The following is a 26,787-nucleotide window of genomic DNA, read 5'->3' as shown; positions in this document are numbered from 1 at the left end:
TAGGGGGGTTTCGCGAAGGTTGATCAACCCAGGTTTATCAGTCTAGGTTGATTAATGTGCCGGATCGGATCACCAAGGATCTCGTGGAGGCCGCTGCCGACCTGAGGGTCGCGCTCGGGCGGCTCGTGCGGCGGATGCGGCAGGGCTACGTGGCCGGCGAGGCCACGCTCTCGGAGAGCTCCGTGCTCTCACGGCTCGACCGCGACGGGCCCTCGACGCCCGGCTACCTGGCCGAGCAGGAGCGGGTGAAGCCGCAGGCCATGGGGGTGACCCTGGCCGGGCTCGTCGAACGCGGGCTCGTCAGCCGCAGCCCCGACGCCGCCGACGGCCGCCGCGTCCTGATGTCCGTGACCGCGACCGGCCGCAAACTCCTGACCGACCGGCGTTCCCTCAGCACCCAGCGCGTCGCCCAGGCCCTGGCCGGCGGCTTCACTGCCGAGGAGCGCCGCCGACTGCTCGAGGTGATCCCGTTGCTCGAACGCCTGGCGGACGAACTGTGACGACCACGGCCACCAGCCGCGGCGACCGATACAAGTGGGTCGCCCTCTCCAACACCACCCTCGGCGTGCTCATGTCGACCCTCGACGGGTCGATCGTGATCATCTCGCTGCCCGCCATCTTCCGCGGCATCGGGCTCGACCCGCTCGCGCCGGCCAACATCGGCTACCTGCTCTGGATGATCCTGGGCTACCTGCTGGTGTCCGCGGTCCTCGTGGTCACGCTCGGGCGGCTCGGCGACATGTTCGGCCGCGTGAAGATGTACAACGTCGGGTTCGTGATCTTCAGCGTCGCCTCGGTGGCGCTCTCGTTCGACCCGTTCCACGGCGGCCAGGGCGCACTGTGGCTGATCGGCTGGCGCATCGTCCAAGCCGTCGGCGGGTCGATGCTCACGGCCAACTCGGCCGCGATCCTCACCGACGCGTTCCCGCGCGAGCAGCGCGGCATGGCGCTGGGCATCAACCAGATCACTGCGCTGGCCGGGCAGTTCCTCGGCCTCGTCGTGGGCGGTCTGCTCGCCGAGATCGACTGGCGCGCGGTGTTCTGGGTGAGCGTGCCGTTCGGCATCCTCGGCACCGTGTGGTCGATCCGCAGCCTGCGCGAGATCGGCAAGCCGCGACGGGCGCGGGTCGACTGGGGCGGCAACGTCACCTTCGCGCTGGGCACCGGCGTGCTGCTCGCCGCGATCACCTACGGCATCCAGCCCTACGGCGATGCGCCCACCGGCTGGGGCAACCCGTGGGTGCTCGGCGGCATCGGCTCCGGGGTGCTTCTGCTCGTGGTGTTCGGGGTGATCGAGTCCCGGGTGAAGGACCCGATGTTCAAGCTCTCGCTGTTCCGGATCCGGGCGTTCAGCGCGGGCAACCTCGCGGCGCTGCTCACGGCGATCGCGCGCGGCGGCATGCAGTTCATGCTCATCATCTGGCTGCAGGGCATCTGGCTGCCCCTGCACGGCTACGAGTACGAGAGAACGCCGCTGTGGGCCGGGATCTACCTGCTGCCACTGACCGTCGGATTCCTCATCGCGGGCCCGGTGTCGGGGTACCTGTCCGACCGCTTCGGCGCGCGGCTGTTCTCGACCGGCGGGCTCGTGCTCGTCGCCGCTGCGTTCCTCGGCCTGCTGGCACTGCCCGTGGACTTCTCCTATCCCGCGTTCGCGGCGCTGCTGGTGCTCAGCGGGATCGGGCAGGGCATGTTCTCCGCGCCCAACACCTCGGCGATCATGAGCAGCGTCCCCGACCACCAGCGCGGGGTGGCCTCCGGCATGCGCTCGACGTTCCAGAACTCCGGCACGGCGCTGTCGATCGGCGTGTTCTTCTCCCTGATGATCGCGGGGCTGGCCGGTTCGCTGCCCGCCACGCTCACCGGCGGGCTGCAGGCCCACGGCGTGCCCGCCGACGTCGCGGCGAACGTTGCCCAATTGCCGCCCGTGAGCACGCTGTTCGCGGCGTTCCTCGGCAGCAACCCGGTGGCGCACCTGCTCGGCCCGGGTGTCCTTTCCGGACTGTCGCCGAGCGACTCGGCGGCGCTGACCGGCAAGGAGTTCTTCCCGCAGCTCATCTCCGGCCCGTTCCACAACGGGCTGGTCACCGTGTTCACGGCGGCCGCCGTGATGGCGCTCGTCGCGGGCCTCGCCTCGGTGTCGCGCGGCAAGCGCTACTTCCACCCTGACCTCGCCGCGCGCGCGGGCGAGCAACGCAGCACCCCGGACAAGGAGAACGGATGAACGACACGCTCACCGCGGGCACCGTCACGATCACCGGCCACGGCGGTGACGAGATCGAGGCGTACCTGGCGCGCCCGCTCGACCCCGCTCCGCGCGGCGGCGTCGTGGTGATCCACCACATGCCCGGCTACGACCCGGCCACCAAGGAGATCGTGCGCCGCTTCGCCGCCGAGGGTTTCGCGGCGCTGTGCCCGAACCTGTACTCGCGCGAGGCGCCGGGCGCGGCCCCGGACGACGCGGCCGCGACTGTCCGCGCCAACGGCGGCGTGCCCGACGAGCGCCTGGTCGGCGACGTCGAAGGCGCGGCCGCGTACCTCAAGGCCCTGGACGGCGCCAACGGCAAGATCGGCGTCATCGGCCACTGCTCCGGCGGCCGCCAGACGTTCCTCGTCGCGTGCTCTACCCAGGTCGACGCGGCCGTGGACTGCTACGGCGCGTTCGTGGTCAACGAGCCGCCGGCCGGCATGCCCGCGTCGATGAAGCCGTTGCTGGGCCTCGCGCCGCAGCTGTCGGCCCCGCTGCTCGGCCTCTTCGGCGCCGACGACCAGTACCCCGGGCCCGAGGAGACCGCGAAGCTCGCCGCCGAGCTCGACCGCCTCGGCAAGGAGCACGAGTTCCACACTTACGAAGGTGCCGGCCACGCCTTCTTCGCCGTCGACCGCCCGAGCTACCGGCCCGAGGCCGCCGTGGACGGCTGGGCCAAGATCCTCGACTTCTACGGCCGGCACCTCGCGGCCTGATCCCCGGAAGGACCTTTCCCATGTGCACCTACCTCACCGAGAAGTTCGCCGTGGAGGGCAGCGGCAAGAGCGCGACCGGCTGGCACAGCGTCAACGAAGCCACCGTGTACGTCGACCACCCGACGCACGCCCGCTTCGCCCACACCGTGAACATCGACTTCCGCAACCCGGCGATGGGCCCCGCCGCGCGCGTCGCACTGGAACTGACCGAAGAGGACGCACTCGCCCTCGCCGACGCGATCCACACCGCGCTGGCGTCCGCGCCGGCCGGGCTGGCTTCGCGCAACCAGTGAGCTCCGGCGCCCCCATGCGGCGTTGGGTGCGTTGAACGCACCCAACGCCGCATGGGGTGCGCTGGGCGCACCGAACGCCACGTCGGCGCGGTCGGGTCAGGGTGTGTAGAGCGCGCCCAGGAACTCCAGTAGCAGCCGCTCCCGCAGGGGTTCCGGCGCGGTGGCCAGCAGGGCGTTGATCGGCGCCATCCGTTCGGGCAGGCCGGCGTCGCCGACGAGGCCGGCGGCGGTGAGCAGGCCCGCGAACTGGTCCGCCGTCAGGGTTTCCGGGTCCAGGGCCGCCACGAACGCGGCCACGGCCGGGTCCACCGACGTCGGGCCGGCTTCGCGTGCCGCGGTGACCGAGGCGGTCAGGTCCGCGAGGAACTCGGTCTCGCTGCCGTGGTTCGCGGCCGTGATCGTGAGGTGCAGGTTCAGCGGCGAGCCGCCGTGGGCGAACTGCGGCTGCACGTACCAGCCGCGCACCTTCATCTCGTCCGCGACCGTGAACAGGTCGAACCCGTCGTCCGCCGTGCCAGTCTTGGTGAAGGCGATCAGTGTGGAATCCGGGTCACCCAGGATCCGCAGGCCCGGCTGGTTCTCGACGCCCGCGCGGATGCGGGTGACGGCCTCGCGCGTCACCTCCGCGAGGCGCAGGTAGCCGTCCTCGCCGAGGTGGTTCACCACGGCCCACGCGGCGGCCAGCGGACCGCCCGAGCGCGTGCTCTGCAGCGTCGGGTTGAGCATCGTGTAGCCCGGCCAGGCCGCGCTCGCGAAGTAGTGCGTGCGGCGCAGCTCGGCGTTCGCGTGCAGCAGCACGGAAACGCCCTTCGCGCAGTAGGCGTACTTGTGCAGGTCCACGGACATGCTCGTGACGCCCGGTACGCGGAAGTCGAACGGCGACACGTCCGCGCCGAGCTTCGCGAAGTACGGCAGCACCCAGCCGCCGATGCACGCGTCCACGTGCATGCGCACACCGCGGGCGGGCGCGGCGGCCGCGATCTCCGGGATCGGGTCGACCACGCCGTGGGCATACGAAGGCGCGCTCGCCACCACGAGCACCGTGGACTCGTCGATCGCCGCGGCCATGGCGTCCGGCACCGCGCGGAAGGTCTCCGCGTCCACCGGCACCACGATCTTGCGCAGCCCGAACAGGTGTGCCGCCTTGTGGAACGCGGCGTGCGCGGTGTCGGGCAGCACGATGCTCGGCGCGGTGATCCCCGGCCGGGCGTCCCGCGCGGCCAGCACCGCGAGCAGGCACGACTCCGTACCGCCGGACGTCACCGTGCCGACGGTTCCGGCAGAGCCGCCCAGGAGCCCGGCCGCGCGGCCGACGAGGTCGTTCTCCAGGCGCAGCAGGCTCGGGAAAGCCGTGGGGTCGAGGCCGTTGGCCGACGACGCGAGCGCGTGGGCGGCCGCCGCGATCTCGTCCACTTCGGACAGACCGCTGTCGTAGACGTAGGCGAGCGTGTGCCCGCCGTGCGTCGGCAGGTCGCCCGCGCGCAGCTGCCGCAGCTCGGCCAGGATGTCGGTCACCGCTGCGGCTCCACCGGCCGCGGCTCGAGCACCTTGCGGCGCAGCAGCGGGATCGCCAGCGCGATGAGCACGGCGGGCAGCACCGAGGAGCCCACGGTGATGGCCGTGATCGCCGAGGACGGCTGCGCGGCTGTCGCGTCGGTGCTCGACACGTAGCCGCCGGCCTGCAGCACCAGCCCGAACAGGCCCGGGCCGAGCGCCAGCCCCAGCGTCTCCGACGCCGTCCACACGCCGGCCGTGATGCCCGCGCGGGTCTCGCCGGTGCGTTCCTCCTCGGCGCTGATGAGGTCGGGCAGGATCGCGAGCGGGAACACGGAGATCCCCGCGTACCCGATGCCCGCGAGCGCCACGAACACCATCGTCATCGCGAACGGGATGTCCCTGGCGAAGAGGATCCCGAGGAGCCCGACGGTGAACGAGACCGTCGCGATGCGGAAGCCCACGAGCTTGCCCCAGCGCTCGCCCAGCCGCGGCCACAGCGGCATCGTGATCAGCGCCGGGCCGACGAAGCCCACGAACAGCACCGTGCGGTAGCTCGGGTCGCCCAGCACGTGCTCGGCGAAGTACGGGATCGCGGCGAGCACCGTGCCGATGCCCAGCGCCTGGATGAAGTACGAGCCCATCAGCCAGCAGAACGGGCGCCACTGCGCGATCGTGCGGATCAGCTGCTTGAAGCTCACGGCGTTGGGCCGCAGCGAGCCGACGGGCGCGCCGCGCAGACCGAAGTAGACACCCAGGGTGGCGAGCAGGATGATCACGGCCATCACGAGGCCCATCACCCGGTAACCGGCCACGCCTTCGAGGATGTCGGTGATCGCCGGGGCCGCGCCGCCGGACACGAGGATCGCCACGGCCAGCACGCCGATGCGCACGCTGGTGAGCTTCGTGCGCTCCTCGGCCGAGTCCGTGAGCTCCGCCGGCAATGCGTTGAACGGCACCTGGAAGAACGCGTACGCGGTGGCACACAGGAAGAACACGATCACCACGTACGTCGCGTCGATCGCGGGCTTGCCGAACCCGGGGTGCGCGAACAACGCCGCGAACAGGATCGCGACGCCGATGCCGCCGCCGAGCAGGAACCGCCGGCGGCTGCCGGTCCTCACGAGGTCGGCGTCGGACAGCCGGCCGGCGATCGGGTTGAACACCACGTCCCACGCCTTCGGCACGAACACGATCACGCCGGCCGCGGCGGCGGGCACCGCCATCGTGTCCGTGAGGTAGGGCAGGAGAAGCAGTCCGGGCACCGTACCGAACGATCCGGTGACGAACGAGCCGAGCGAGTAACGGAAACGCGTCCGGCGGGGCAGCGGCGCCAAGGGTCCTCCTCGAGGGCGGTCCGACGAACGCAATGCCTAGTGGATCTTCGCCGTTCCCCGGTAGTGGTCGGGGGGAATCGTGCCACCGTCGTAATGCACCGCGCGTACCGGGCCGACCTCGCCCCGTGCCCTGCTCACGACAGGGCTTCGGCCACCTTCGTCAGCGATCCCGCGTCGCCGCGCAGCAGCAGCGTCGTGACCACTGTGTCCTCCCAGGCAGCGAGCTCCTCGCGGATCTTCGCGGCCGGGCCGACGAGCGAGGTGTCCTCCACGAGCGACGTCGGGATCGCGGCGACGGCTTCGTCCTTGCGCCCGGCGAGATAGAGCTCCTGCACCTTGTCGGCCACCTCCTCGTAACCCAGGCGTGCGAACACGTCGTGGTGGAAGTTCACGGCCTTGGCGCCCATGCCGCCGATGTACAACGCGAGCGCCGGCTTGATCCAGCCGGCCGCCTCCTCCACGTCGTCGTGGACGATCACCGGCACCGACGCGGGCACCTCGAAGTCCTCGGGCTTGCGCCGGGCCCCCGGCCGGGCGAACCCCTCGGCGAGGGCGTTGCGGTAGAACGCGTCGGCCTTGGGCGAGAAGAACAGCGGCAGCCAGCCGTCGCAGATCTCGGCCGACAGCGCGACGTTCTTGGGGCCTTCGGCCGCGAGGTAGATCGGGAGGTCGGCGCGCAGCGGGTGCACGGTCGGCTTGAGCGGCTTGCCCAGCCCCGCGCCGCCGTTGAGCGGCAGCTGGTAGAACTGCCCGTCCAACGTCACGGGCGCCTCGCGCGCCAGCACCTGGCGGATGATCTCCACGTACTCGCGCGTGCGGGCGAGCGGCTTCGGGTACGGCTGGCCGTACCAGCCCTCCACCACCTGCGGGCCCGACGCGCCGAGCCCGAGCACGAACCGGCCGCCCGAGAGGTGGTCGAGCGTCAGCGCCGTCATCGCCGTGGCGGTGGGCGTGCGCGCGGACATCTGCACGATGTTGGTCCCGAGCTTCACGCGGCGGGTCGACGCGCCGGCCCAGGCGAGCGGGGTGAACGCGTCGGAGCCGTAGGCCTCCGCCGACCACACCGAGTCGAACCCGAGGCGCTCGGCCTCGAGCACGGCCTCCAGCGCGCCCGGTGTTGGGCCGCTCCCCCAGTACCCGAGGTGGTAACCCAGCTTCATGCGGCCCTCCGTGCGTCAGATGTTCGGCGAGTAGTGCTCCGGCTTGCCACGTTCCCCCACGGGCGGCAGGTTCCTCCGTGGAGTCTCGACCACGGGCGCGTCCGCGGCCACCGCACCCCTCGCCCGGCGCCAGCCGGCGCGCGCCCGCGGGTGGTAGCGGCGGTCGTGCGGGACGAGGGAGAACACGGCGTTGATCGCGCGACCCACGAACCGGTGGCGCCGTTCGTCGCGGGCGGTCCAGGTGAAGCCGAGCAGCTCGCGGATCTCCCGGTCGTACAGCCCGACCGTGAGCCAGACGAACTGTCGCGCGATCACCGTCGAGACCGGCCGCCACAGCAGGTCGGGCAGCCACGGCAGGAATGGCGGTTTCGCGATGCCCCGCAGATCCAGGACGTCGCGCGTGGCCTTGTTGTCCTCCAGCACCTCGGCGCACATGTGCTTCCAGTACCGCCGGAAGTCCTCCCAGGACTCGGGTACCGGGCGCATCGTCAGGTCGTACATGCGCCACCAGCGCACGTGTTCGTCGAACAACCTGCGCTTCTCCTCTTCGCCGATGCCGCCCATGAAGTGATCGGCGATGAGGATCGTGCTGACGAAGAACGTGGAGTGCGCCCAGTAGAAGGTATCCGGATCCAGCGCGTGGTAGCGGCGGCCTTTCGCGTCGACGCCCTTGATGCGGTTGTGGTAACCGCGCACCTCCAGCGCCGTCCGGTGGGCGCGCGGGCCGTCGTAGACCACGCCGCCGATCGGGTAGAGCGAGCGGAACAGCCGTTGCCAGCGTTCCTCGAAGAACCGCGAGCGCTGCTCGACGCCGGCGCCGAGACCCGGGTGCATGTTCTGCATCGACCCGGCCCACAGGGCGATCAGCAGCCCGCGCCAGTCGCCGAAGTAGCGCCACGTGAGCGAGTCCGGTCCGAGCGGTTCGGGTTCCTCCCCCGGCATGGCGGCTCCCCTGTCGCTGACGTCAATGAACTGACTACGCCTGTTGTCAGGTTAGGATGTGACAACAGGCGTGGTCAACTACGGGAGTGGATATGCCGGGCCGCACGTGGGCGGGCACGACGCTGGACGATCGGAAGGCGGCGCGGCGGGACCAGCTGGTCGCCGCGGGCCTCGACCTGCTCGGCACCGAGGGCTCCGCGGCCGTGAGCGTGCGCGCGGTCTGCCGCCAGGCCCACCTGACCGAGCGCTATTTCTACGAGAGCTTCGCCGACCGCGAGGAGCTTGTCGCGGCCGTGTACGAGCACGTCGGCGAGCGGGCGCGCCAGGCTCTGGTCGACGCGATCCGCGACGCACCCGGCCCACGGCAGCGGGCGGAACGCGCGGTGCGAGCGTTCGTGGCTCTCATGGTCGACGACCCGCGCCAGGGCCGTGTGCTGCTGCTCGCGCCCCTGACCGATCCCGCACTGACCCGCCGCGGCCTGCATCTGCTGCCGGCGTTCGCGGCACTCGTCGGCGAACAGCTCTCACACGGTGACGAGACCGACCGGCAACTGGTGTCGATCGGGCTGGTCGGCGCGCTGAGCAACGTGTTCATCGCCTACCTCGACGGCACGCTGCGGGTGAGCCGGGAACGGCTCGTGGGCCACTGCGTCCGGCTGGTGCTCGGGGCGGACGAGTTCGACCACTGAGCTCATCGGTCCGAGCCGCGTTGCGCCGCAGCCGCAACGCGATATCGGTGATCATGTCCTCCTGGCCGCCGACGCGGCAGAGGATCTCGCGCGCCGGCACGCCGCGGCGCTGCGCCAGTTCCTCGCGAGCAGGTCCGTGCCGACGTCACCGGGGCCGATGATCGCGGCCGGCACCTTGCGTTCCGCCATGTTTTCCGACGGTCCCCGCCGCGGCGGCGCACACTCAACTCGTGCGTACCACTGCCCGGAACGGCGGCGAGGGCCTCGTCGCCTCACGTGTCGCGGCGATCCTGGCCGCGTTCCGCCCGGGCGACGACACGGTCGGCGTGTCGGAGCTGGCGCGGCGGACGGGGCTCGCGAAGACGACCGTGCACCGCCTGACCCGGCACCTCCGCGACACCGGCCTGCTCGAACCCGACGGCACCGCGCTGCGGCTCGGGCTGCGGCTGTCCGAGATCGGCCAGCTCGCGATCCGGCGCCGCGGGCTGGTCGAGGCCGCCCGGCCGTCGCTGGCCGACCTGCCAGAGGCCACGCGCAACACCGTGCACCTCGACGTGCTGCGGGGTCCCGACGCCCCCGACGTGCCGTCCCGCATCGGCGGCCGATTCCCGGCTCACGCCACCGGCGTCGGCAAGGCCATCCTCGCGTTCTCGCCGGAACCGTTGGTGGCGCAGGTGATCGACGCCGGTCTCCCCCGCGTCAGCCGGCGCACCATCACCGCGCCCGGGTTTGCTGCGCCGCCAGCTCGCGCGCGTCCACACCGAGGGCGTGGCGTTCGAACGCGAGGAGTCCGGCGTCGGAGTGGTCTGCGCCGCGAGCCCGCTGCTCGACGCCGCGGGCACGGCGGTCGCGGCAATCTCCATCACCGGCTGGGCGACCCGGATGTGCACGGAGCGTGTCGCCCCGGCGGTGCGCACGGCCGCGCTCGCGTTGTCGCGTTCGTTTGTCCAGACCTGAGCAGTCGGAAAAATTCCTGCCGCACAACGGGTTACGCGAGGGTTAGGCCGTTCGGATGACCTCTGAGGCGCAGGCCTGGTCTCGTGATTCTCCGTAACTACGATCGTCCGGATGGCCCAGCAGAGCTGGGGGATCACGTTCCCGGACCGGTCCCCTGCGCCGATCTCCAGGATCCGCGGCGATCCCGCCGCGGCGGCCGGAACCCGCCTGCTGTCGCTCGATCTCGTACTGGGCCTGCTCGCCCTCGCCGGCGGCCTGCGCGTGGTCTACCTCACCGCCACGACACCGCCGCTGCCCGGGGAAGCCACGACCGTCGCCCACACCTACGCACTCGGCCACCTCACGGCGTCCGGTGGTTCGACCACGGCCGGCGTGAGCCCGTTCGGGCAGCTCCAGCTCGCCGGGTACACGATGCTTTCCCACGCCTTCGACCGCGCGGCGACGCCGGCCGCCGCGGTGCGCGAGGCGATGGTCGTCGCCGCGGTGGTGACGACGGTGCTGCTGTGGCTGCTCGCCCGCCGGCTCGGTCTGCCCCGCTGGGCGGGCCTGGTCGCCGCCGTGCTGCTCGCCGTGTCGCCGCTGGCGATCGGGCTGCAGCACGTCGTGGTCGTCGAGCACCTCGCGGTGATGTGGGCGCTGGCCGGGCTGTGCCTCGTCGCGTCACCGGCCGAGGACCACAGTGGACCTGCGCGCCACCCGCTCGGCCAGGATCTGCTCGGCGCCGGCTGCCTGCTGGCCGCCGTACTGACCTCACCGCTCACGCTGCTGCTCCTGCCCGCCGCGGGCTGGCTGCTGCTGCGCCGTTCCGCGGCGCGGGCCGGACTCGTCGCCGTCGTGGTGAACCTCGGTCTGGGCCTCGCCTTCGGCCCGCTGGCGGCGTGGGCACGCCCCGCCCTCGCCACCGGAGGGGAGCTGGGCCTGCCGAGGTGGCTGGTGTTCGATCCGGCGCTCACGGCGGTGTCGGTGCTCGCGTTGATCGCCGGCCTGTTCGTCGCGACGGTGCGCCCGCTCGCGGTGTCCGGCCTCCTCCCGGCCGGTCTGCTCGCGGTCCCCGGCGTGCCGGCCACCGCGGTGCTGGCTCTGCTGCTGCCTCTCACGCCGCTGGTCGCGGCCGGGGTGGCGCACGCCGTGGTCGCGGCACACCACGAACCGCAGCACCCCCGCGCGCCCGCGTGGCCCGGGGCCGGGGTCGCCGTGGGCGTGGTGGTCCTGACCGCGGCGTTCGGGCTGAGCTGGGCCCACGGGTTCAGCGCGCTGGGTCCCGGGCCCGCGAGCCCGGACCCGGCGGTCGAGGCCCGCACCTGGTTGCAGGCCAACGCGGCGGGCTCCCGTGTGCTCGTCGACGACGCCACCTGGACCACGCTGGCCGCCGGCGGCTGGCCGACCGGGCTGCTCGTCACCGCGGCCGGCGCGAACCCGCCACCCGGCTGGGCCGCGCTCACCCCGCCGGCACTGGCCCGGTCGTCCACAGTGGACTCCCCCGACGCGGCCGCGGTGTTCGGCAGCGGCGCGGGACAGGTCACCGTCGCCCGGCTCGGGCCGCCCGTGCTCACGCCGGACGAGAACGGCGAGAAGACCGCGCGGGCCCACGCGGGCGCCGCGCTCACCAGGTCCGGACGCGTCGACTGCGTCCCGGAAACGCGTGCCGTGCTCAGCCGGGGTGATCTCGATCCCCGGCTGATCTCGACGCTGGCGGCGTTCGCGTCGCAGCAGCCGGTGCGAGTGGCGGCGTTCCCGCCCGTGCCCGGCGAGGACGCGGCGGGGCAGCCGCGCCGGCAGGTGCTCGTCACCGGCGCCGACGACGCGGCCACCCGCTTCTACGCCGGGCAGCGTGCCGTGTTCCGCCCGGCCTCGGTCGAGCGGACAGCCGGCGGCGTGCTCGTCACCTACCCGCCGTTCGCCCCGTCCGGCCTGCTCACCTCCTTCACCGCACCCTGATCCTCCGAAAGGTCCCCTCCGATGCGCCTTCGAACCCTCCTGAGACCCACCGGTTTCCTCGCGGCCGCCGGGCTGCTGCTGTTCACGACCACTCCCCCCGCGAGCGCGGCCGCCGGCCCCGGACCCGGCGTCGGGTGGATCCGGGTGGGGCACCTCTCGCCGGGTGTGCCGCCGGTCGACATCTACTTCGCGCCGTTCGGACAACCCCAGAAGGTGGTGATCCGCAAGGCGGGCTACGGCGCCGTCACGCCGTACTCGTCCCTGGACCCGGGCCAGTACACGCTCTCGATGCGGCCCGCCGACGCCGCGCCGACGACCGCGCCCGCTCTGAGCGCCACGATCTCCGTGAAGCCGCGGAACGCCTACTCGCTGCTGGTGTTCGAGAACGGTCCGGACGGGACGCTGCACGGCAGTCTCGTGACCGACGACCTCACCGCACCAGGCGCGGGCAAGGGCCGCGTGCGCGTGGTCGAGGGGTCGGCGACACCCGCACCGGTGACCGTCGGCGGCCCGGGCGGCACGGCACTGGCCACGAACGCGGCCTACGGCGACACCACGCCGTACGCCGAAGTGCCGGAGGGCACTGTCCCGGTACAGCTGACGAGCGGCACCGTCAAGACGACCGCCGACGTCCCCGTGGCGGCCGGCTCGTCGACCACGTTGCTCGTGACGCAGGACAACGGCACGCTGAAGGCGACCCCGATCTCCGACGGCGCCGACTTGCCGAACCCGCCGAAGCTCGGCGTCGAAACCGGGGGCGGCGGCACAGCCTCCGGCGGCGACCACTCCGAACCGTGGTTCGCGGGCGGTGTCGGGCTTTTCCTGCTCGTACTGGTGCTCACGCCGCTGGTCCGGCGGATTCGGGAAGGCCGTGCGCGCTGACCTGATCCGGGGGTGCTGCGCGGTCGCGCTGGTCTGCGCCGCGTGCACGCCGGCACCGTCCACAGTGGTCCCCGCGACGACACCCGTCTCCACTCCCGTCGCGACAGCCACCGAACCGGGCGGCAGCGTCGGGCCGCTGCCGCCCGCGGCGGACGTGAGCCCGGTCCGCCTGACGATCCCGGCGATCGGGATCGACGCGCGCGGGCTGGTCCCGCTCGCGCTCGGCCCGGCGCACGAACTGCAGGCGCCGGCGAGCTTCGCCGACGTCGGCTGGTACGCCGCCGGCCCGGCACCGGGTGATCCAGGGCCGGCGGTGATCGCCGCCCACGTGGACTCCCGGTCCGGCCCGGCGCCGTTCTTCCGCCTGCGCGAGCTTCGGCCCGGCGACGAGGTCCGCGTCGAACGTTCCGACGGCGGCGCCGCCCGTTTCGTCGTCGACGCCGTGCAGCGTTACCCGAAGGACGCCTTCCCGACCGACGCCGTGTACGGTCCCGCCCCGGGCGCGGCGTTGCGCCTGATCACCTGCGGTGGCGCGTTCGACGCCGCCGCCCGGTCCTATCGCGACAACGTGGTGGTCTACGCCTCGACCCGCTGGACCTGACCTACTGGGCCGCCACACTCCGCTGCGCGAGCTCGTCGGCGAACCGCAGCACGGGCTCGTCGGCCAGGAGACCGCGCCGGGCCAGCGCCGGGCGCACGCCCTCGCCGAACCAGTACGCCTCCTCCAGGTGCGGGTAGCCGGACAGCACGAACTCCGAAACGCCCACCGCGTGGTACTCCTCGATGAGGTCGGCGATCTCCTCGTGGCTGCCGACCAGCGCCGTGCCCGCGCCACCGCGCACGAGGCCGATGCCGGCCCACAGGTGCGGGTGGATCTCGAGCCCGCGCGCACCCGCGTCGAGACGGCCGCCGTGGAGGGCGACCATGCGACGCTGCCCCTCCGACTCACTCGCGGCGAGTTGCGCCTGCGCTTGCGCGACCTGCGTGGGGTCGAGCGCGTCGAGCAGGCGCTGCGCTTCGGCCCACGCCTGCGCCGACGTGTCGCGCGCGATGGTGTGCAGCCGGACGCCGAACCGGACGGTCCGCCCTTCGGCCGCCGCCAGCGCGCGCACCTTGCCGATCTTCTCCGCCACCTGTGCGGGCGGCTCGCCCCACGTCAGGTAGACGTCGGCGTGGCGCGCGGCCACCGGCAGCGCCGCGGGCGAGGAGCCGCCGAAATACAGCGGTGGCACGGGCTCGGGCGCGGCCAGCGTCGTCGCACCCGCGACTTCCAGGTGCTCGCCGGAGAAGTCGAACGGGCGGCCCGACCACACTCCGCGCACGATCGTGAGGAACTCGTCGGTGCGGGCGTAGCGGGCGTCGTGGTCGTGCCAGTCGCCGAAGCGGCGCTGCTCCACTGCGTCGCCGCCGGTCACGATGTTGAGCAGCACGCGCCCCGACGACAAGCGCTGGAACGTGCCGGCCATCTGCGCGGCCAGCGTCGGCGAGATGACCCCGGGCCGGAACGCGACGAGGAACTTCAGCCGGCGCGTCTCGCGGATCAGCGCGGCCGCGGTGAGCCACGCGTCCTCGCACCACGTGCCGGTGGGCGTGAGCACGCCTTCGAACCCGAGCTGCTCGGCCGCCCGGGCGATCTGGGCGAGGTAGTCCACGTCCGCCGGTCGCTGCGCGGCTCGACCCAGGGATTTGTTGGCGTGGAAGCGTTCCACGATCGTGCGGCCGTCGCCGCTCGTCGGCAGGAACCAGTGCAGTTTCAGGCTCATCCGTTGCTCCTCACGGCTTCGATGTCGGGCCCGTAGCGGCGGTCGGCGAACGCCGCGAAGTCGACCTTCCCGGGCAGGGTGCCGTCTTCGGTAAACGCGTCGGCCAGCTGCTGCTCCGACGCGACGACCGAATCGTCGAGCGGGATCGGCTCGTCGCGGCCGGCGGACACTGCCTTCTCCGCCACCGCGGGCTCCAGGCCCGTCTCGGCGGCCCACGCATTCGCCCACACGTCGCGGTGGGTGTTCGCCCACAGCTGTGCCTTGACCACCCGTTTCACGAAGTCCTGGATGGCGGAGTTGCGTCCCGCGTCGGCGAGGGCGGCGGTGCTCGCGGTTTCGAACGCGAGCCCGTTGGAGCTGCCGCGGCCGTCGGAGAGCACGCGGGCGTGCGCGTCGAGCTGCGCCTGGGCCGTGTAGGGGTCCCAGATCGCCCACGCGTCCACCTGATGCTGGGTGAAGGCCGCGTAGGCCTCGGACGGCTGCAGGAACGACAGCTTCACGTCCTTGGTGGACATTCCCGCGCGCTTGAGGGTGTTCAGCAGCTGCCCGTGGGCGGAGCTGCCCTTCGACACCTCGATCGTCTTGTCCCGCAAGGAAGCCACGTCCTTCAGTGGCGAGTCCGGCGGCACGAGGACGGCCTCGCGCTCGACGTTGCTCTTCGCGACGCTGACCACCGAGATCTTCGCCTTGGCCGCGGCCGCGAAGATGGGCGGCGTGTTGCCGACGCGGCCGATGTCGATCGCACCGGCCGAGGCCGCCTCCAGCAGCGGTGGACCGGAGGTGAACGTGGACCATTCGATGCGGTAGGGCACGTCGGACAGCAGGTTCGCCGCCGTGAGCAGCGACTTCACGCCGCCCTTCTGGTCGCCGACGCGCAGCGTCACCTTCGCCAGGTCGGCCGCCGAGACGGGAGCGGGCACGGGCGCGGGGCCGGTCGCCGCCCCGGAGGGTGAGCAGGCGGTGAGCCCGCCGAGCAACAGCACCGCGGCTGCGGCGGAACGGGCGGCGTTAAGCAGATGCACCTTCGGTCACTCCCAGGTCGGCCAGCACGCGTGAGCGCACGTCGGCGTGGTCGGTGGCCGTCCGCGGCCGCGGGTGGCCGAGGACGTGTTCGGAGACGATGCAGCCCTCGTCGAGGACCAGCACGCGGTCGGCGAGCAGCAGGGCCTCGTCGACGTCGTGGGTCACGAGCAGCACCGCGGGCTCGTGCGTGCGCCAAAGCCGTTCGACGAGCCGGTGCATCGCGAGGCGGGTCAGGGCGTCGAGCGCGCCGAACGGTTCGTCGAGCAGCAGCAGGTCCGGCTCGCGCACCAGCGCGCGGGCGAGCGAAACCCGTTGTGCTTCACCGCCGGACAAAGTCAGCGGCCAGTCGTCCTCGTGCTCGGACAGGCGCACCTCTTCCAGCGCCTGCTCGGCGACGCGGCGGTCGCGCGAGCGGCTCTCGCCGTCGCGGCGCAGGCCGAGCACGACGTTGCGCCAGACCTTGCGCCACGGCAGCAGGCGCGGCTGCTGGAACGCGACCGACACGGTGCCTTCGACCCGCGCGGTGCCCTCGATCTCCGTGTCGAGCCCGGCGAGCACACGCAGCAGCGTCGACTTGCCCGAGCCGCTTCGGCCCAGCAGCGCCACGAACTCGCCGCAGCCGATCTCGAGCTCCAGTCCATCGAGGACGGTCCGCTCACCGAACCGCTTCGTCAGGTCGCGCACCGCGACCACCGGTGTCACGGGGCCAGCCATCGCAGCGCCCTCCTCTCCAGAAGCCGCACCAGCGCGTCGGTCGCGAGGCCGAGGATCGCGTAGACGATCAGGCCGACCACCACCACATCGGTGCGCAGGAACTCACGGGCGTTGTTGATCAGGTAACCCAGGCCGGCGTCGGCGTTCACGGTCTCGCCGACGATCAGCGCCAGCCATGCCAGCCCCAGCGACTGCCGCAACCCCACCAGCGCCTGCGGCAGCGCGCCGGGCAGGATCACGTGCCACAGCCGTTCACCGCGGGTGAAGCCCAGCGCCCGCGCGGCTTCGACCAGCCGGGCGTCGGCCGTGCGGATTCCCGAGTGGACGTTCAGGTAGAGCGGGAACGCGACCCCGAGGGCCACGAGCACGATCTTCGTCTCCTCGCCGATCCCGAACCACAGGATGAACAACGGGATCAGCCCGAGGAACGGCAGCGTCCGCAGCATCTGCACGGGCGGGTCGACCAGCGCCTCGCCCCAGCGCGACAGCCCGGCGACGATCCCGAGCAGCACGCCGGCGACGGCGCCGATCGCGAACCCCGCCCCGACCCGGCCGAGCGACACGACAAAAGCGTTGCCCAGCTCACCGGTGCGGGCGAGGTCGAACGCGCTGGTCAGCACCGTCCACGGGGCGCTGAGCTTCTCCGGTGGCAGCACGCCGGTGGAGCTCGCGAGCTGCCACGCGGCCACGAGCACGACCGGGCTGATCCAGCGGCGCAGGGAAACCCGGCGTGATGCGGGCCGCTGAGCCGGCCTGGGTGGACCAGTGGCTTCGGGTTTTCGGGCGCGCGTCAGCACACCCGTGGTGGAAATCGACACGGATTTCTCCCGGGTCCGGGTTTTTGCTACGGGGAAAGGGAAACGCGTCAGCGCGAACAGCAGATCGCGCTCGCCTGCTGCCGGAGATCGACGTGCAGGCGGCTCACGAGCAGCGCGCCGAGGTTCATGCCCCGAGCTTCACCCGATCCGGCGGACCGCGTCAACAAACCCCGCGCCCGCTCCCAGGCACTGGTACTCCGGCGGCTCTTGTGCCACGTGTGCCGCCCCGCACGGCGCGGGATTTCCGAGGAGTGGGACGGAGTCAGGCGCCGAACATCCGGTGCCACTCGTCGAGCGAGCGGGGCCGGAACACGAAGTTCGTGTCCTTCACGTGCGACAGCGCGGCCGACGGCTCGGCCGAGTACTGATGGCCCGGGTAGACGACGGGGTCGCCGGGCAGTGTCGCGAGCGACTGGAGGCTGCGGTAGATCGCGTCGGCGTCGCCGCCGGGGAAGTCGGTGCGGCCACAGCCCTCGAGGAACAGCGTGTCGCCCGAGACGAGGCGGTCGCCGACGAGGAAGCACTGGCTGCCCGGCGTGTGGCCGGGCGTGTGCAGGAGCCGGATGTCGACCGCGCCGACGCTGAGCACGTCGTCGTGGTCGTGCGCACGCAGGTCGGTGCCGGACACACCGGTGACGCGGCGGACCCACTCGGTCTCTTCGGTGTTGACGTGGATCGGCACCTGCTGGATCGCGAGCAGCTCGGCGATACCGGGCAGCGAGAAGCCCATCATGTCGCCGCCGACGTGGTCGGGGTGGTGGTGCGTGGCGAGCACGCCGACCAGGCGCATCCCGTCGTCCTGGAGCACCTGCACCAGGTCGCCCACCGCGTAGGCCGGATCGACGATCACGGCCTCACCCGACTCGCGGTCGCCGATCAGATAGGCGAAGTTGACCATCTGCGTCGCGACCGGGTCCCCGACCGCGAAATCCCGGCCGGCGAGCAGTTGGCGGAAGTACAGCTGGTCTGCCATGGGCGCAGCCTATCGGCTCACTCCTCCACCTCGCCGTCCGCCGGCTCGCGCAGCGCGTCGAGGTGCCCGACGTGGCGCGCGATCTCCTGCACCACGTGGGCCAGCACCCACGGCACGGTGAAGTCCCCACCGCGGCGCATCCGGTCCTCGGGCGTGAGACCCGCCGGCGCCGCTCAGCGGGGCCGGGCCAGGCGCCTCGACCTTCGAACTCGTGTTCGACATCGCGGGCTGCGTACAACCCGGGTCATGCCATGCTGGCACCATGACCGGCCACAACGACGACCTTCCGGTGTTGGTCATCGACGGATCCCGTTTCTCCGACTTCGCGGGTTTCGCGCGCGAGTTCTCCCGGCTGCTCGACGGCTACCGCTGGCGAGGGGGACTCGACGCGTTCAACGACGTGCTCCGGGGCGGCTTCGGCACGCCCGACGGCGACTGGGTCCTGCGCTGGCTCGACTCGCGGCTGTCCCGGGCCGCGCTCGGTCACGAGGCGACGGTCCTCCGGCTGACCGAGCTGCTCCTGACCTGCCACCCGTCGAACCGGCCCTCGATCGAGGCCAGGATCGCCGCCGCGCGGCGTGGTGAGGGCCCGACCCTGTTCGACGAGATCGTCGACATCATCCGCATCCACGGCCCCGGCGGTCGCGAAGCCGAGGACGGCGTCCTGCTCGAGCTGGCCTGACCGGCCCCGGCGGACCGCTCCTCCGCCGGGGGAACGGCCTGACCTCCGCCGCCCCGCCCGGAATAGGGTGACGGTCATGGTGTGGGGACTGCTGTGTGCGCTGCTCTCGGCCGTGGCGTACGGCGTCGCTTCGGTGATGCAGGCCGTGGCGGCGAAGGCGACGCCCGACGCGGGCGCGGGAGTCGACCCGCGGTTGCTGCTGCGGGTGCTGCGGCAGTGGAAGTACGTGGCCGGCTTGGGGCTGGACGTGCTCGGGTTCGTCGCGCAGATCGCCGCCCTGCACGTGTTGCCGTTGTTCGTCGTGCAGGCCACGCAGGCGGCGAGCCTGGCCGTGACGGCCGTGGCCGCGCGGGTGTTCGGCGTGCGGCTCGGGGCGCGCGAGTGGGCGGCCGTCGTGGTGGTCTGCGCGGGCCTCGCGTTGCTGGGTTCTTCGGCGCAGAGCGAAGGTTCCGAGCAGGTGGGCCTGGGCTTCCGGCTGGCGCTGGCGGGCGCCGTGGTGGTGCTCGGGCTGGCCGGGATCGCGGCGGGCAAGGCCGGACGCCGCGTCCGCACGCCGGCGCTGGGGCTGATCGCCGGGCTGTGCTTCGGGCTGGTCGCGGTGGCGGGCCGGATCATCCCGAGCCTCGCCCCGCTCGACCTGCTCACCGACCCGGCGCTCTACATCCTCGCGGTGTCGGGCGGCATGGCGATGCTGTTTTACGCCACGGCGTTGCAGCGCGGCAGCGTGACCACGTCGACCGCGATGATGGTGCTCGGCGAGACCGTGCTGCCCTCGCTCATCGGCGTCGTGCTGCTCGGCGACCGCACGCGGCCCGGCTTCGTGGTCGTGGCCGTCGCCGGGTTCGTGCTCGCGGTCACCGCGGCCCTCGCGCTCGCCCGGTTCGGCGAGCCGGCGCCGATCGAGCAGCCCGTCTGAGCCGCTGATCCTCAGCCGCGGTTGCGCCGCCACTGGTTCGACAGCAGCCACATCAGGTAGAGACCGCCGATCGCGCCGGTCGCGATGCCGACCGGAAGGCCTTCCTCGCCGAACACCAGGCGCGTCACGAGGTCACTGGCCACGAGCAACAGTGCGCCCATCAGGGCCGAGGACACCAGCGCCGGTTTCGCCGAGCGCGCCAGCCGTTTGGCCAGCTGCGGCGCGGCGAGCGCGACGAACGCGATGGGTCCCGTCGCGGCGGTGGCGACCGCGCACAGTGTCACGGCCACCGCGAGCAGCACCGCACGGCTGCGCTCCACCGGCACGCCGAGGCCCTTGGCCGAGTCGTCGCCCATCTCCAGCAGCGCGAGCCGCCGGCCGTAGCCGAACGCGAGCGGCAGCAGCACCACCACGGCGATCGCGACCGGCCAGATCTCGTCCCAGCCCCGGCCGTTGAGGCCGCCGACGAGCCACGCCTGCGCGGCGTACGCGTCCTGCAGCGAAGCCCGCGTGATCAGGTACGAGTTCGCGGCCGTGAGCATGGCGGCGACCCCGATGCCGACCAGGATCATCCTGAACCCCTGCAGCCCGCGCCGGTAGGCGAGCAGCCCGACGGCCAGCGCCGTGAGCACCCCGCCGACGAGCGCGCCGAGCGCCACCTCTCCGGAACCGCCGTGCGCCAGCACGATCACGAGCAGCGCGCCGGTCGCCGAGCCCTCGGTGAAGCCGATGACGTCCGGGCTGCCGAGCGGGTTGCCGGACAGGCTCTGCAACACGCCACCGCTCACCGCGAGCGCCGCACCGACCAGGATCGCGAGCAGCAGCCGCGGCAGCCGCAGCGTGGTCACGATGAACTCCGTGCCCGCGTCGCCGAAGCCGAAGAGCGTCTTCACGACGTCGAGCACCGACAGCGGGTAGTCGCCCGTCGTCATGCTCACAGCGCTCAGCACGAACAGCACCACGGCGAGCACGATGCCCACCACCAACGCGCGCGGCGTCACCCGCAGCGAAACCCGCCGCACCCGGACGGGACGTTCGTCGATCGCGGTCACAGGCGCGCCAGCTTCCGGCGCCGGCACAGCGCGATGAACACCGGCGCGCCGAGGAACGCCGTCACGATGCCCACCTGCAGCTCCTCCGGCGGGTTGAGGATGCGGCCGATCACGTCGGACCCGATCAGCAGCACCGGCGACAGGATCATCGAGTACGGCAGTACCCACCGCTGGTCCGGACCCACGAGAATGCGCACGGCCTGCGGCACCGCCAGCCCGATGAACGCGATCGGCCCGATGGCCGCCGTGGAAGCCCCGCACAGCAGGGTGACCGCGATCGCGCCCAGGACCCGCGTGCGGCCGATGTGCGCGCCGAGCGCCTTGCCGGTCTGCTCGCCCAGCGCGAGCACGTTCAGCGGCCGCGCGAGCAGCAGCGCGAGCACGATGCCGATGACGATGAACGGCGACACCTGCACCAGCACGTCCGCGCGCCGGCCGCTGAGCGAGCCGACGTTCCAGAACCTGAACTGGTTGAACGTGTCGGGGTCGATGAGGAGCACCGCGCCGATGTAGGCCTGCAGCACCGCGGTGAGGGCCGCGCCCGACATCACGAGCCGGTCGGGCGTCGCCCCGCCGCGGCCCGCGGTGCCGAGCAGGTAGACCACCACCGAAGCGACCGCGGCGCCGAGGAACGCGAACCACACGTAACCGAGCACGGTCGTGACGCCGGTGAACGCGATGGCCGAGACCACCGCGGCGGCCGCTCCGTTGTTCACGCCGAGCAGACCCGGGTCGGCGAGCGGGTTGCGGGTGAGCGCCTGCATCACCGCGCCGGCGAGCCCGAGAGCGGCGCCGACGAGGGCGCCGAGCAAGGTCCGCGGCAGCCGCTGGTCGTGGATGATGACCGCGTCGGCGCTGCCGTCGTTGTGCCAGAGCACCGACCAGGTCGAGCCGAACGGGATGCTCTTCGAGCCCACCCAGAGGCTCACGAGCATGATCAGCACGAGCAGCGCGACGGCACACACCAGCCCGCCGCCGCGCAGGGCCCGGGCCCGCCCCCGATGCGCGGGTGGCCCCGCCGCCACGGGTGGGCTGACGCTGACGACCACCGACACCTCCTGGGGACCGGGCACTCCGTCGCGGGCGATTCTTAGACTAGCCTTACCTATCATTGTGCGGGGCGGGCGGCACGCTGAGCAGGTGGAGCGAAAGGGAGGGTGCCGGTGACGACGGCTGCAGCGACGACCGGACGGGATGTGCTGCGGCGCGCGGTCTCCGGACAGCGGGGGGCCGTGACGCTGTCGTCGATCCTGGCCGCCGCGCACCAGGGCGGCGAAGCACTGGTACCTGTGGTGATCGGCGTGGTCATCGATCACGCGGTGGCCGACAGCTCCGTGCTCACGCTGCTCACCTGGCTGGGGGTGCTGGCGGTGGTGTTCCTGGTGCTGTCCTACAGCTACCGCTTCGGGGCGCGGGCCGCGGAACGCGCGGCCGAGCGCGCCGCGCACGACATCCGGCTCTCGCTCTCACGGCGCGTGCTGCATTCGCGCGGCGGCACCGAAACCGGCGCGCTCGCGGGTGAGCTGGCCAGCATCGGGACCTCGGACGCGCGGCGCGTCGGGATGATCAACGCGACGCTGCCGTTCGGGATCTCGGCGCTGGCGGGCCTCGTGGTCAGCGCGGTCGCGCTGCTGCGGATGTCGGTACCGCTCGGCCTGCTGGTGCTGCTCGGCACTCCCCCGCTGCTGTTGCTCGCGCACCTGATCGGCAAGCCGCTGGAGAAGCGCAGCGAGGTCGAACAGGAGCGCGCGGCGCACGCTTCGGGTGTCGCGGCCGATCTGGTGGCGGGGCTGCGGGTGCTCAAGGGCATCGGCGCGGAACCGGCCGCCGTCGACCGGTATCGCCGCACCAGCCGGGATTCGCTGCTGGCCACCGTGCGCGCCGCTCGCGCGCAGGCGTGGCACAACGGCGCACTGCTCGCGTTGACGGGCATCTTCATCGCACTGGTGGCGCTCGTCGGCGGGAACCTGGCGGCGAACGGCGACATCAGCGTCGGCGACCTCGTCGCGGCGGTCGGGCTCGCGCAGTTCCTGCAGACCCCGTTCTCGATCTTCGCGTGGGTCAACGGCCAGTTCGCGCAGGCCCGCGCGTCGGCCGGGCGCGTCGCGACCGTGCTCGACTCCCCGCTCGCCGTGCCCGAGGGCAGCGCCTCGCTGCCGGCGCCGGCCGCGGGCGGGGTCGAGCTTTCCCGTGTGACGCACGGAAAGCTGCGGGAGCTGGACCTGTCCGTGCCCGCCGGCCAGCTGCTGGGGGTCGTCACCGTCGACCCGGCGACGGCCACCGACCTGCTCGACTGCCTGGGCCGCTTCACCGATCCCGGCACGGGCACGGTGCGCGTCGACGCGGTCGACCTGTCCACTGTGGACCCGGATCGGGTCCGGGAGGTGGTGCTCGTGGCCGCGCACGACGCCGATCTGTTCGAAGGAACCCTGGAGGAGAACGTGCGAGCGGGTGGTCCGGCGGTGCCGGACGGAGTGCTGGCGGCCGCGGCCGCCGACGAGGTCGCGAGCACGCTGCCGTCGGGCACGGCCACAGCCGTCACCGAACGGGGGCGCTCGCTCTCGGGCGGGCAACGACAACGCGTGGCACTCGCGCGGGCGCTGGCGGCGGACACGCCGGTGCTCGTGCTGCACGACCCGACCACCGCCGTCGACACGGTGACCGAAGCCCGGATCGCCGAAGGCATCGCGGAACTGCGCTGCGGCCGCACCACGATCGTGGTGACGACCAGCCCGGCCCTGCTCGCGGCCACCGACCGCGTGGTGCTGCTCGACGAAGGGCGGGTGGTCGCCGAAGGTGAGCACGCCGGCCTCGTGCGCGAGCGCGCCGACTACCGCGCGGCGGTGCTCTCGTGAGCGCCCGCGAACTGCTCCCGACCGCGGACGGGCACCGCATCCGCGCGGTGCTGGGTGAACTGCTGCGCCGCTCGAAAGCACGCGCCGCCGGGTCGTTCGCCTTCGTCGTGGCCGCCACGGCCGTCGGCCTGCTCACCGCGCCGCTGCTGGGCCGCGTCGTCGACATCGTCGCGCAGCACCGCCCGGCCACGGACCTCGTGACGCCGGTCGTGGAGCTCGTCCTCGTGGCGGTCGTGTCGGCCATCGCCACCGCCATCGGAACCTCGATGCTCGCGCGCCTGGGCGAGACGATGCTGGCGGATCTGCGCGAGCGGTTCGTCGACCGCGCCCTGGGCCTGCCGCTGGAACAGGTGGAGAAGGCCGGTTCCGGCGACCTCACCACCCGCGTGACCAACGACGTGTCGGTCGTCGCAGAGGCCGTGCGCGAGGCGTTGCCGGAGCTGGGCCGGTCGGTGCTCACGATCGTGCTGACGCTCGTGAGCATGGCCGTGCTCGACTGGCGATTCCTCCTCGCGGCCCTGCTCGCCGTGCCGATCCAGCTGCACACCGTGCGCTGGTACGTCCGGCAGGCGAAGCCGCTCTACGCCGCGCAGCGGGCCGCGGTCGGTGCACAGCAACAACAGTTGCTCGACACGATCGGCGGCGCCAAGACCGTGCGGGCGTTCCGGCTGGCCGACGAGCACGTGGAGCGCGTGCGGCAGCGTTCGGACGGCGCGGTCGAGCTGGCGCTGCGCGGGATCCGGCTGGTCACGCGGTTCTTCGGCCGGCTGAACCTCGCGGAGTTCATCGGACTCTCCGCCGTGCTCGCGGCGGGTTACCTGCTCGTGGGCGCGAACCTCGCGACGGTCGGTGTCGCCACCGCGGCGGCGCTGTACTTCCACAGCCTGTTCGGCCCGATCAACACGGCGCTCGCGCTCGTCGACGACGCCCAGGCGGCCGCGGCGAGCCTCGCGCGGCTGATCGGCGTGGCCGACCTGCCGGCGCCGGTCGAACCACGGCAGCCGGCCCGGCCGGTCGACTCGTCGGTGAAGGCCGGCGCGCTGCGGCACTCCTATGTGGACGGTCACCCGGTGCTGCGCGAGGTGGACCTCGACCTGGCGCCCGGCGAACGCGTCGCGCTGGTCGGCGCGAGCGGCGCGGGCAAGACGACGCTGGCCAAGCTCATCGCCGGCATCCACCAGCCGGGCTCGGGTTCGGTCTCGCTCGGCGGCGTGCCGCTCGCGGAGCTCGGCCCGGCCCAGACCCGCCGCACCGTCGCGCTGATCAGCCAGGAGGTCCACGTCTTCAGCGGCACGCTCGCCGACGACCTGCGGCTGGCGCGGCCCGAAGCGTCCGAAGAGGACCTGCGCGCGGCGCTCGGCACGGTCGGCGCGCTGGAGTGGACCGAGGCGCTGCCGGAAGGCCTGGACACCGTTGTCGGCGACGGCGGGCACCAGCTCACCGTCACGCAGGCGCAGCAGCTCGCGCTCGTGCGGCTCGTGCTGGCCGATCCGCCGGTGGCGATCCTCGACGAGGCCACGGCCGAAGCGGGCAGCGCGGGCGCGAAGACGCTGGAAGCGGCCGCGGCGGCGGCGCTGCAGGGGCGGACCGGGCTCGTGGTGGCCCACCGGCTCACGCAGGCGGCGGCGTCGGACCGGATCGTGGTACTCGACGCGGGCGCGGTCATGGAGACGGGTACGCACGACGAACTGGTCGCCGCGGGCGGCCGGTACGCGACGTTGTGGGCCGCGTGGTCGGGGACACGCCGGGTGGACGACGTGGTAATGGAGTGAGGCTCACCGCAGTGGACGTGGTTGCATCGGCCGGGCGGTCTGACTTAGGTTAGGCAAACCTGATTAATCGAGAGCGACCGCAAAGGACCGCCGATGGCCCGCTTCTCCCTCCTGTCCGCCGCGCGCGGGCGCGCCCGGACCGCCGGGGCGCTCGCCGCGGCGATCGTGCTCGCCGGCGCGCTCACGGCGTGCGGCTCCGACACCCCCGCGGCGCCGGGCTCGACCGGCGCGTCCGGCACCACGGACCCCGGCGCGTTCCCGGTCACCATCGACCACAAGTACGGCTCGACGACGATCGAGAAGGCGCCGCAGCGCATCGTCACCGTCGGCCTGACCGAGCAGGACTCGCTGCTCGCCCTCGGCGTCGTGCCCGTCGGCACCACCGACTGGCTCGGCAACTTCCCCGGCGCCATCGCGCCGTGGGGCAAGGCGAAGCTCGGCAACGCTCCCCTGCCCACCGTCCTGAAGGACTCCGACGGGCCGCAGTTCGAGAAGATCGCCGCGCTGAAGCCGGACCTCATCATCGGCCTGTACTCCGCGCTCACGCAGGAGCAGTACACCACCCTGTCGAAGATCGCGCCGACGATCGCGCAGCCCAAGCAGTACAACGACTACGGCATCCCGTGGCAGGAGACGACCAAGACGGTCGGCAAGGCCGTGGGCAAGGCCAAGGAAGCCGACGCGCTCGTGGCCGGCGTCGAGGACCAGTTCGCCAAGGCCCGCGCCGCGCATCCCGAGTTCGCGGGCAAGAGCGCCCTGATGGCCACCCAGTACGACGGCTACTTCGTCTACGGCAGCGAGGACCCACGCTCGCGCATCCTGACTTCGCTCGGCTTCAAGCTGCCCCCGAACCTCGACCAGCTCATCGGCGACAAGTTCGGCGCGAACATCAGCGCGGAACGCACCGACCTGCTCAACGTCGACGCCCAGGTCTGGATCGTCGACACCATCCCGGGCGGCCAGGCGACCCTGGCGAAGGACAAGCTGTACTCCGGCCTGAACGTCGCGAAGCAGAAGCGCGAGGTCTTCATCGAGGACCCGAGCACCTACGGCAGCGCCACGTCGTTCGTCAGCGTGCTCAGCCTGCCCTACACGCTCGAGCGGATGGTCCCCCAGCTCACCGCCGCCGTCGACGGCAACCCGGCCACGGACGTCCAGCCCGCGGCCTGATCCCCCACGCACGCCACAACGCCCGGCCGGGAGACGTCCTCCGGCCGGGCGTTGTTGTCTGCATCCTGCCCCAATGTGGCGTTCGGAGCGCTCAACGCAACCAATGTGGCGTTCGGTGCGCTCAACGCAACCAACGCCGCATTGGGGTGCCGGCCGGACGGCGCGAGACGTCAGGAATCCATGGCCTCGATGAGCGACTTCGGCCGCAGGTCGGTCCAGTTCTGTTCCACGTAGTCGAGGCACGGCTGGCGGGCGTCGGGGCCGAAGGCGGTGGTCCAGCCGGCCGGGACGGCCACGAACTCGGGCCACAGGCTGTGCTGGCCCTCGTCGTTGACGAGCACGAGGTAGGTGCCGTCGGGGTTCTCGAAGGGGTTCGTCATGGTGCTTTCCTTT

Annotated in this window: 26 protein-coding genes and 1 pseudogene; 14 read left to right on the top strand and 13 right to left on the bottom strand. The window is 72.4% G+C overall.

Annotation, left to right across the window (positions count from 1 at the left end; all coding sequences use genetic code 11):
* The first annotated feature begins 56 nt into the window (after nt 1-56).
* The 4 genes from QRX50_RS31940 to QRX50_RS31925 all read left to right on the top strand — a co-directional run bounded on the left by QRX50_RS31940 (nt 57) and on the right by QRX50_RS31925 (nt 3,257).
* Nucleotides 57-500, top strand: a complete 444-nt coding sequence (locus tag QRX50_RS31940; RefSeq protein WP_285966827.1) for a MarR family winged helix-turn-helix transcriptional regulator — start codon at nt 57-59, stop codon at nt 498-500.
* 71 nt (nt 501-571) lie between these two features.
* A complete protein-coding gene (locus QRX50_RS31935) occupies nt 572-2,224 on the top strand; it encodes an MFS transporter (protein WP_285974621.1) in 1,653 nt (550 codons plus the stop codon).
* Entirely contained in the window at nt 2,221-2,964 is a 744-nt protein-coding gene (locus tag QRX50_RS31930) for a dienelactone hydrolase family protein (RefSeq protein ID WP_285966826.1), read from the top strand. Before QRX50_RS31935 ends, QRX50_RS31930 begins: the two co-directional genes overlap by 4 nt.
* A gap of 20 nt (nt 2,965-2,984) precedes the next feature.
* Nucleotides 2,985-3,257, top strand: a complete 273-nt coding sequence (locus tag QRX50_RS31925; RefSeq protein ID WP_220240918.1) for a DUF6295 family protein — start codon at nt 2,985-2,987, stop codon at nt 3,255-3,257.
* 96 nt (nt 3,258-3,353) lie between these two features.
* Here the strand turns inward: QRX50_RS31925 and QRX50_RS31920 are convergent, their stop codons facing one another.
* The 4 genes from QRX50_RS31920 to QRX50_RS31905 form a co-directional block, all read right to left on the bottom strand.
* Entirely contained in the window at nt 3,354-4,772 is a 1,419-nt protein-coding gene (locus QRX50_RS31920) for a pyridoxal phosphate-dependent decarboxylase family protein (protein WP_285966825.1), read from the bottom strand.
* Complete coding sequence (locus QRX50_RS31915) at nt 4,769-6,088, bottom strand: MFS transporter (protein WP_285966824.1); 1,320 nt, start codon at nt 6,086-6,088, stop codon at nt 4,769-4,771. Before QRX50_RS31915 ends, QRX50_RS31920 begins: the two co-directional genes overlap by 4 nt.
* A 134-nt stretch (nt 6,089-6,222) precedes the next feature.
* The gene (locus tag QRX50_RS31910) at nt 6,223-7,248 is read right to left on the bottom strand and encodes an LLM class F420-dependent oxidoreductase (protein ID WP_285966823.1); all 1,026 of its coding nucleotides are present in this window, start codon (nt 7,246-7,248) and stop codon (nt 6,223-6,225) included.
* 15 nt (nt 7,249-7,263) lie between these two features.
* Complete coding sequence (locus tag QRX50_RS31905) at nt 7,264-8,190, bottom strand: oxygenase MpaB family protein (RefSeq protein WP_285966822.1); 927 nt, start codon at nt 8,188-8,190, stop codon at nt 7,264-7,266.
* Nucleotides 8,191-8,282: 92 nt separating this feature from the next.
* Between QRX50_RS31905 and QRX50_RS31900 the strand changes: the two genes are divergently transcribed.
* The 5 genes and pseudogenes from QRX50_RS31900 to QRX50_RS31880 all read left to right on the top strand — a co-directional run bounded on the left by QRX50_RS31900 (nt 8,283) and on the right by QRX50_RS31880 (nt 13,257).
* A complete protein-coding gene (locus QRX50_RS31900) occupies nt 8,283-8,879 on the top strand; it encodes a TetR/AcrR family transcriptional regulator (protein WP_285966821.1) in 597 nt (198 codons plus the stop codon).
* 230 nt (nt 8,880-9,109) lie between these two features.
* Nucleotides 9,110-9,836, top strand: a pseudogene (locus QRX50_RS31895) (IclR family transcriptional regulator).
* A 111-nt stretch (nt 9,837-9,947) separates the two neighbouring features.
* A complete protein-coding gene (locus QRX50_RS31890; RefSeq protein WP_285966820.1) occupies nt 9,948-11,774 on the top strand; it encodes a glycosyl transferase in 1,827 nt (608 codons plus the stop codon).
* A 21-nt stretch (nt 11,775-11,795) separates the two neighbouring features.
* Nucleotides 11,796-12,656, top strand: coding sequence for a DUF4397 domain-containing protein (locus tag QRX50_RS31885; protein ID WP_285966819.1), 861 nt, complete (start codon nt 11,796-11,798; stop codon nt 12,654-12,656).
* Complete coding sequence (locus tag QRX50_RS31880) at nt 12,646-13,257, top strand: class F sortase (RefSeq protein WP_285966818.1); 612 nt, start codon at nt 12,646-12,648, stop codon at nt 13,255-13,257. The genes QRX50_RS31885 and QRX50_RS31880 overlap by 11 nt, the downstream gene beginning before the upstream one ends.
* A 1-nt stretch (nt 13,258) precedes the next feature.
* Here the strand turns inward: QRX50_RS31880 and QRX50_RS31875 are convergent, their stop codons facing one another.
* The 6 genes from QRX50_RS31875 to QRX50_RS31850 all read right to left on the bottom strand — a co-directional run bounded on the left by QRX50_RS31875 (nt 13,259) and on the right by QRX50_RS31850 (nt 18,087).
* A complete protein-coding gene (locus tag QRX50_RS31875; protein WP_285966817.1) occupies nt 13,259-14,419 on the bottom strand; it encodes an LLM class flavin-dependent oxidoreductase in 1,161 nt (386 codons plus the stop codon).
* The gene (locus QRX50_RS31870; RefSeq protein WP_434533161.1) at nt 14,416-15,441 is read right to left on the bottom strand and encodes an ABC transporter substrate-binding protein; all 1,026 of its coding nucleotides are present in this window, start codon (nt 15,439-15,441) and stop codon (nt 14,416-14,418) included. The genes QRX50_RS31875 and QRX50_RS31870 overlap by 4 nt, the downstream gene beginning before the upstream one ends.
* Entirely contained in the window at nt 15,428-16,156 is a 729-nt protein-coding gene (locus tag QRX50_RS31865; RefSeq protein ID WP_285966816.1) for an ABC transporter ATP-binding protein, read from the bottom strand. Before QRX50_RS31865 ends, QRX50_RS31870 begins: the two co-directional genes overlap by 14 nt.
* Nucleotides 16,141-16,974: an ABC transporter permease gene (locus QRX50_RS31860; RefSeq protein WP_285966815.1), complete on the bottom strand. Its 834-nt coding sequence runs from the start codon at nt 16,972-16,974 to the stop codon at nt 16,141-16,143. Before QRX50_RS31860 ends, QRX50_RS31865 begins: the two co-directional genes overlap by 16 nt.
* A gap of 262 nt (nt 16,975-17,236) precedes the next feature.
* Nucleotides 17,237-17,947, bottom strand: coding sequence for an MBL fold metallo-hydrolase (locus tag QRX50_RS31855; protein ID WP_285966814.1), 711 nt, complete (start codon nt 17,945-17,947; stop codon nt 17,237-17,239).
* A gap of 17 nt (nt 17,948-17,964) precedes the next feature.
* Entirely contained in the window at nt 17,965-18,087 is a 123-nt protein-coding gene (locus QRX50_RS31850) for a mycothiol transferase (protein WP_434533160.1), read from the bottom strand.
* A 122-nt stretch (nt 18,088-18,209) separates the two neighbouring features.
* Between QRX50_RS31850 and QRX50_RS31845 the strand changes: the two genes are divergently transcribed.
* Nucleotides 18,210-18,629, top strand: a complete 420-nt coding sequence (locus QRX50_RS31845) for a barstar family protein (RefSeq protein WP_285966813.1) — start codon at nt 18,210-18,212, stop codon at nt 18,627-18,629.
* Between the two features lie 76 nt (nt 18,630-18,705).
* Nucleotides 18,706-19,545 (top strand): DMT family transporter, encoded by an 840-nt coding sequence (locus tag QRX50_RS31840; protein ID WP_285966812.1) that lies wholly within the window; start codon nt 18,706-18,708, stop codon nt 19,543-19,545.
* A gap of 11 nt (nt 19,546-19,556) precedes the next feature.
* Here QRX50_RS31840 and QRX50_RS31835 read toward each other — a convergent pair whose 3' ends face one another.
* Nucleotides 19,557-20,597 carry a FecCD family ABC transporter permease gene (locus tag QRX50_RS31835; protein WP_285966811.1) on the bottom strand — a complete coding sequence of 347 codons (1,041 nt, stop codon included), beginning with the start codon at nt 20,595-20,597 and terminating at the stop codon, nt 19,557-19,559.
* A complete protein-coding gene (locus QRX50_RS31830; protein ID WP_434533368.1) occupies nt 20,594-21,652 on the bottom strand; it encodes a FecCD family ABC transporter permease in 1,059 nt (352 codons plus the stop codon). The genes QRX50_RS31835 and QRX50_RS31830 overlap by 4 nt, the downstream gene beginning before the upstream one ends.
* 108 nt (nt 21,653-21,760) lie before the next feature.
* Here QRX50_RS31830 and QRX50_RS31825 point away from each other — a divergent pair, with 108 nt between their 5' ends.
* The 3 genes from QRX50_RS31825 (at nt 21,761) to QRX50_RS31815 (ending at nt 26,394) form a co-directional block, all read left to right on the top strand.
* On the top strand, nt 21,761-23,452 hold the full coding sequence (locus tag QRX50_RS31825; protein WP_285966809.1) for an ABC transporter ATP-binding protein: 1,692 nt from the start codon (nt 21,761-21,763) through the stop codon (nt 23,450-23,452).
* The gene (locus tag QRX50_RS31820; protein ID WP_285966808.1) at nt 23,449-25,224 is read left to right on the top strand and encodes an ABC transporter ATP-binding protein; all 1,776 of its coding nucleotides are present in this window, start codon (nt 23,449-23,451) and stop codon (nt 25,222-25,224) included. The genes QRX50_RS31825 and QRX50_RS31820 overlap by 4 nt, the downstream gene beginning before the upstream one ends.
* A gap of 93 nt (nt 25,225-25,317) precedes the next feature.
* Nucleotides 25,318-26,394: an iron-siderophore ABC transporter substrate-binding protein gene (locus QRX50_RS31815; protein WP_285966807.1), complete on the top strand. Its 1,077-nt coding sequence runs from the start codon at nt 25,318-25,320 to the stop codon at nt 26,392-26,394.
* 170 nt (nt 26,395-26,564) lie between these two features.
* On the opposite strand, the gene QRX50_RS31810 is transcribed toward QRX50_RS31815, so the two are convergent.
* Entirely contained in the window at nt 26,565-26,774 is a 210-nt protein-coding gene (locus QRX50_RS31810) for an MbtH family protein (protein ID WP_285966806.1), read from the bottom strand.
* Nucleotides 26,775-26,787 lie beyond the last annotated feature (13 nt).

Source organism: Amycolatopsis sp. 2-15 (assembly GCF_030285625.1).
Taxonomy (GTDB): Bacteria; Actinomycetota; Actinomycetes; order Mycobacteriales; family Pseudonocardiaceae; genus Amycolatopsis; species Amycolatopsis carbonis.
This window is presented reverse-complemented; position numbering and strand designations above follow the sequence as displayed.

Coding starts and splice junctions, on each gene's coding strand:
- QRX50_RS31935 (WP_285974621.1), top strand. CDS start 572: ATGTCGACCCTCGACGGGTCGATCGTGATCATCTCGCTGCCCGCCATC.
- QRX50_RS31930 (WP_285966826.1), top strand. CDS start 2,221: ATGAACGACACGCTCACCGCGGGCACCGTCACGATCACCGGCCACGGC.
- QRX50_RS31925 (WP_220240918.1), top strand. CDS start 2,985: ATGTGCACCTACCTCACCGAGAAGTTCGCCGTGGAGGGCAGCGGCAAG.
- QRX50_RS31910 (WP_285966823.1), bottom strand. CDS start 7,248: ATGAAGCTGGGTTACCACCTCGGGTACTGGGGGAGCGGCCCAACACCG.
- QRX50_RS31905 (WP_285966822.1), bottom strand. CDS start 8,190: ATGCCGGGGGAGGAACCCGAACCGCTCGGACCGGACTCGCTCACGTGG.
- QRX50_RS31900 (WP_285966821.1), top strand. CDS start 8,283: ATGCCGGGCCGCACGTGGGCGGGCACGACGCTGGACGATCGGAAGGCG.
- QRX50_RS31890 (WP_285966820.1), top strand. CDS start 9,948: ATGGCCCAGCAGAGCTGGGGGATCACGTTCCCGGACCGGTCCCCTGCG.
- QRX50_RS31885 (WP_285966819.1), top strand. CDS start 11,796: ATGCGCCTTCGAACCCTCCTGAGACCCACCGGTTTCCTCGCGGCCGCC.
- QRX50_RS31875 (WP_285966817.1), bottom strand. CDS start 14,419: ATGAGCCTGAAACTGCACTGGTTCCTGCCGACGAGCGGCGACGGCCGC.
- QRX50_RS31865 (WP_285966816.1), bottom strand. CDS start 16,156: ATGGCTGGCCCCGTGACACCGGTGGTCGCGGTGCGCGACCTGACGAAG.
- QRX50_RS31855 (WP_285966814.1), bottom strand. CDS start 17,947: ATGGCAGACCAGCTGTACTTCCGCCAACTGCTCGCCGGCCGGGATTTC.
- QRX50_RS31850 (WP_434533160.1), bottom strand. CDS start 18,087: ATGCGCCGCGGTGGGGACTTCACCGTGCCGTGGGTGCTGGCCCACGTG.
- QRX50_RS31845 (WP_285966813.1), top strand. CDS start 18,210: ATGACCGGCCACAACGACGACCTTCCGGTGTTGGTCATCGACGGATCC.
- QRX50_RS31840 (WP_285966812.1), top strand. CDS start 18,706: ATGGTGTGGGGACTGCTGTGTGCGCTGCTCTCGGCCGTGGCGTACGGC.
- QRX50_RS31815 (WP_285966807.1), top strand. CDS start 25,318: ATGGCCCGCTTCTCCCTCCTGTCCGCCGCGCGCGGGCGCGCCCGGACC.
- QRX50_RS31810 (WP_285966806.1), bottom strand. CDS start 26,774: ATGACGAACCCCTTCGAGAACCCCGACGGCACCTACCTCGTGCTCGTC.